General features: G+C 71.8%; 4 protein-coding genes. 1 reads left to right on the top strand and 3 read right to left on the bottom strand.

Annotated elements, in window-relative coordinates:
* On the bottom strand, positions 1–633 hold a 633-nt coding region (locus GL263_RS22925; RefSeq protein WP_438947994.1), incomplete at its 3' end, for a Glu/Leu/Phe/Val dehydrogenase dimerization domain-containing protein.
* A 724-nt stretch (positions 634–1,357) separates the two neighbouring features.
* On the bottom strand, positions 1,358–2,350 hold the full coding sequence (speB, locus tag GL263_RS22920; protein WP_182857648.1) for an agmatinase: 993 nt from the start codon (positions 2,348–2,350) through the stop codon (positions 1,358–1,360).
* A 114-nt stretch (positions 2,351–2,464) separates the two neighbouring features.
* Here speB and GL263_RS22915 point away from each other — a divergent pair, with 114 nt between their 5' ends.
* The gene (locus GL263_RS22915) at positions 2,465–3,256 is read left to right on the top strand and encodes a phosphatase (protein WP_182857647.1); all 792 of its coding nucleotides are present in this window, start codon (positions 2,465–2,467) and stop codon (positions 3,254–3,256) included.
* Positions 3,257–3,338: 82 nt separating this feature from the next.
* On the opposite strand, the gene GL263_RS22910 is transcribed toward GL263_RS22915, so the two are convergent.
* A complete protein-coding gene (locus GL263_RS22910) occupies positions 3,339–3,860 on the bottom strand; it encodes a universal stress protein (protein WP_182857646.1) in 522 nt (173 codons plus the stop codon).
* Positions 3,861–4,012: the final 152 nt, after the last annotated feature.

The raw sequence follows: 4,012 nt of genomic DNA, 5'->3' as shown, positions 1-4,012 counted from the left end.
GTAGCCGGTGGCCTCCGGGCGGCCGCCCGACCCGCCCCAGCCCAGCCCCTTGCCGGTCAGGACGCCGGCCTCCCAGCGGTTGGTGATCCGGCGGTACTGGCCGAAGAGGTAGCCGATCTCCCGGGTGCCGACGCCGATGTCACCGGCGGGCACGTCGGTCTGGGCTCCCAGGTGGCGGTAGAGCTCGGTCATGAAGGACTGGCAGAAGCGCATCACCTCGGCGTCGGAGCGGCCGCGCGGGTCGAAGTCGCTGCCGCCCTTGCCGCCGCCGATGCCGAGTCCGGTCAGCGCGTTCTTGAATATCTGCTCGAAGCCGAGGAACTTCACGATGCCGAGGTTCACCGAGGGGTGGAAGCGCAGACCGCCCTTGTACGGGCCGAGCGCGCTGTTGAACTCGATCCGGAAGCCACGGTTGACCTGGACGGTCCCGGAGTCGTCCAGCCAGGGGACCCGGAAGATGAGCTGGCGCTCGGGCTCGCAGATCCGCTCGACCAGCCGGGCCTCGGCCAGCTCGGGCCGGGCGTCGAGCACCGGGCGCAGCGAGTGGATCACCTCGTGGGCGGCCTGGTGGAACTCGGGCTCTCCCGGGTTGCGGCGGACCACCTCTGCGTAGAGCGCTGCTTCGCGCTGCATCGACATCGTTTCCTTTCCCGCCGGCCACGGGCCGGCCGTGGGGCCGTCCGGGACGGATCGCTGGGACGCTACGGGGCGCGGCGGCGGTCTCGCACGAGACACCGCACGGGGTCGCCTGCCCCAGGGTGCGGCATGACGAGCCGGCCGAGCGCGGATTGTGAGCGTTTTGACAGGGACTTGCCGGCGCGGCGGGATTGAGGGAACGATTCGCCGGGCGGGTTCGTCCCTCGCTCGGGAGAGGTGGGCCGGGCCGGGAATGGGCCGGGGGCGGCCCCGGAGAGTCAGGCCTCTCTCCAGAACCGCCCCGGCCGGGGGTGTCGAGCTAGTGGCACGGACGGGCCAGCACCCCCCACAGGGCCAGCACCGCCGCCTAGCGGCTGCGACACCCCGTTCCCGCGGGATGCATGTGGGAGTCTGTCGCGAATCTCCACCGCGCGCACATCGACCGAACAAAACAGGTAACGTTGTGTGTTAAACAGGTGGCAGGAAGTGATGCCCCGCTCGACGCCCGCCGTTCACCAACACCCTTGCCGACCAGGGAAGTTGTGGATCGCTGCACGCGTTCATGTCATCACTGGCCGTGAACGGCCGATTCCGGGCCGTCTCGAACATGGCCGAAACCCATCGGAAACGTTACCGAAATCGACCAGCGCGAGCCGCCTCGGGACCGGGTGCGCGGCCCGGACGACCGCTCGATCGACCGGGCCGCTCATCGGCGCACGCGTCAGGCGCCGCCCGCGCGGCCGGCCGCGATCTGCCGCGACATGATCGTCGTCAGCTCGTAGGCGGTGTGGGAGGCCGCCACCGAGGTCATCTCCGCGTGGTCGTACGCCGGCGAGACCTCCACCAGGTCGGCGGAGACCAGGTGGCAGTCGGCCAGACCGCGCAGGATCTCCAACAGCTCCCGCGAGGTGAGCCCGCCGGCCTCCGGCGTCCCGGTGCCGGGCGCGTGCGCCGGGTCCAGCACGTCGATGTCGATCGAGATGTACAGCGGACGGTCGCCGATCCGCTCCCGCAGCTGCTGCGCGACCTCGTCCACGCCACGCCGCATGACGTCCGCCGAGGTGACGATGCCGAAGCCCATCTTCTCGTCGTCGTCCAGGTCCTTGCGGCCGTACAGCGGGCCGCGGATGCCCACGTGGGAGAGCGCGGAGGTGTCGAGGATGCCCTCCTCCACCGCACGACGGAACGGCGTGCCGTGGGTGTACTCGGCGCCGAAGTAGGTGTCCCAGGTGTCCAGGTGCGCGTCGAAGTGCAGCAGCGCGACCGGGCCGTGCTTGCGGGCCACCGAACGCAGCAGCGGCAGAGCGATCGTGTGGTCGCCGCCGAGGGTCATCATCCGGGCGCCGCTGTCGAGGATGTCGTCCGCCGCCGCCTGCACGGTCTCCACGGCCTCGTTGATGTTGAACGGGTTGACCGCGATGTCGCCGGCGTCGGCGACCTGGGCCAGCGCGAACGGCGAGGCGTCCTGGGCCGGGTTGTACGGGCGCAGCAGCCGGGAGGCCTCACGGATGGCGTTGCCGCCGAACCGGGCGCCCGGCCGGTAGGAGACACCGGAGTCGAAGGGGACACCGACGACGGCCACGTCCGTGCTGCCCACCTCGTCGAGTCGGGGCAGCCGGGCGAAGGTGGCCGGGCCGGCGTAGCGCGGGACGCGGGAGGAGTCCACGGGCCCGACCGGTCCACCGCTGTGCTGAGGGGTGTTGTGGCTGGTCATACTCCGGAGGGTAGGTGCGTCCGGCGCCGGCGCCACATGGACGTTTCTCACGGTGCCGACACAGCGTTTTGGACACTCCGTCGATCCTTCACCCCGACGAGCGACAATGACCGCATGTCCGCACCCTCCGCGCCGTCCCGAGCCGACCTGCTCGACCACCTCGTCCGCACCCGGATCGCCGGCGACGTGGCGACACCCCGCGAGAACAACCTGGACCACTACCGCAGGCTCGCCAACGGCGACCGCTACTACTGGTTCGGCGTCGAACTGGGCGACCGCTGGACGGACGAGCAGGACGTGCTCGCGGTGATGGCCGAACGGGCCGGCGTCAACGACGACCCCGGCCACCGCGGCGGCCAGGACACCATCGACCCCGAGCTGACCGTCGCCGCCCTGGACCGCGCGGCGCTCCGCCTCGCCAAGGCAGCCGCCGACCGCGAACGCGTCCTCCTGGCCACCGGCCACCCCGGCTCGCTCCTGGACCTGCACGGCTCGGTCGCCCGGGCGCTGCGCGCGGCGGGCTGCGACATCGTCCGGGTGCCGCTCGGCCTCTACGCGGACGACGGCGTGGTGGTGCAGCTGTCGGACGTCGCGATGTACGAGCGGGGCGCCTCCCTGTGGCACACCCACTCCCCCGCGCCGATGCGGGAGATCCTCGACCTGCTGCCGCGCATCGGGGAGCCGCTGCCCGACCTGGTCTTCGCCGACCACGGCTGGGCCGGCTGCGCCGCGCAGGCCGGCCTGGACACGATCGGCTTCGCCGACAGCAACGACCCCGCGCTGTTCCTCGCGGAGGCCGAGGGAACGCTGTCGGTCGCCGTGCCACTGGACGACCATGTGGCCAACCCGCGCTACTACGAACCGCTGACCGCCTATCTGCTGGCCGCCGCCGGGCTGTGCGACTGACGCACCGGGCGGTACGGCCGCGACGCGGCGGCGGGCGACGCGGGAGCGGCCGACGCGGGGACGAGTGCGGCGGCGGGCGCCGTCAGGGGATCACGACCACGGGCCGCTGGGCGCGCCGCGCCAGCCGGCCGGCGACCGATCCGAAGATGCGCCCCACCAGGCCCTGACTGGACCCGACCACGATCGCGTCGGCCTCGTACTCCTGGCCGACCTCCTCCAGCTCGTGGCAGATGTCGCCGCCGCGCTCGACCAGGATCCAGGGCACCTCGGAAAGGTGGTCGGCACAGGCCAGCTCCAGTCCCAGCACCTCGGTGCGCTGGTCGGGGACGTCCACGAAGACCGGCGGCTCGCAGCCCGCCCAGACCGTGGTCGGCAGCCGGTTGGCGACATGCACGATGATCAACGCGGAGCCGGCCCGCCGGGCCATGCCGATCGCGTAGGCGAGCGCCCGCTCGCTGGAGACGGAGCCGTCGAAGCCGACCACCACGCCGTGCCGGAACGCCGGGTCACAGGAACGGCGTGCCTCCGCCGCCGCCTCGGGCACCGCCGGTGAGTCGGCGAGCTGCTTGCGGTCCGCGGGTTCGGGAATCTCGTGTCCGGCCATTGTCGTCTGCGCGTCTCGGCGAAGGGAGTCCTCGTGCGGAGGGAACGGCGGATAGTTGCGGCTTAAATAGAACGTCTGGGAAACATCTTCCCCTGCCTCTACCCCAAGGGTACGGCGCTGAACCCAGGGTGCCCAGGGGGTCGGGGCGGAAG

It is taken from the genome of Streptomyces durbertensis (genome assembly GCF_014156695.1).
In the GTDB taxonomy this organism is placed as follows: Bacteria; Actinomycetota; Actinomycetes; order Streptomycetales; family Streptomycetaceae; genus Streptomyces; species Streptomyces durbertensis.
This window is presented reverse-complemented; position numbering and strand designations above follow the sequence as displayed.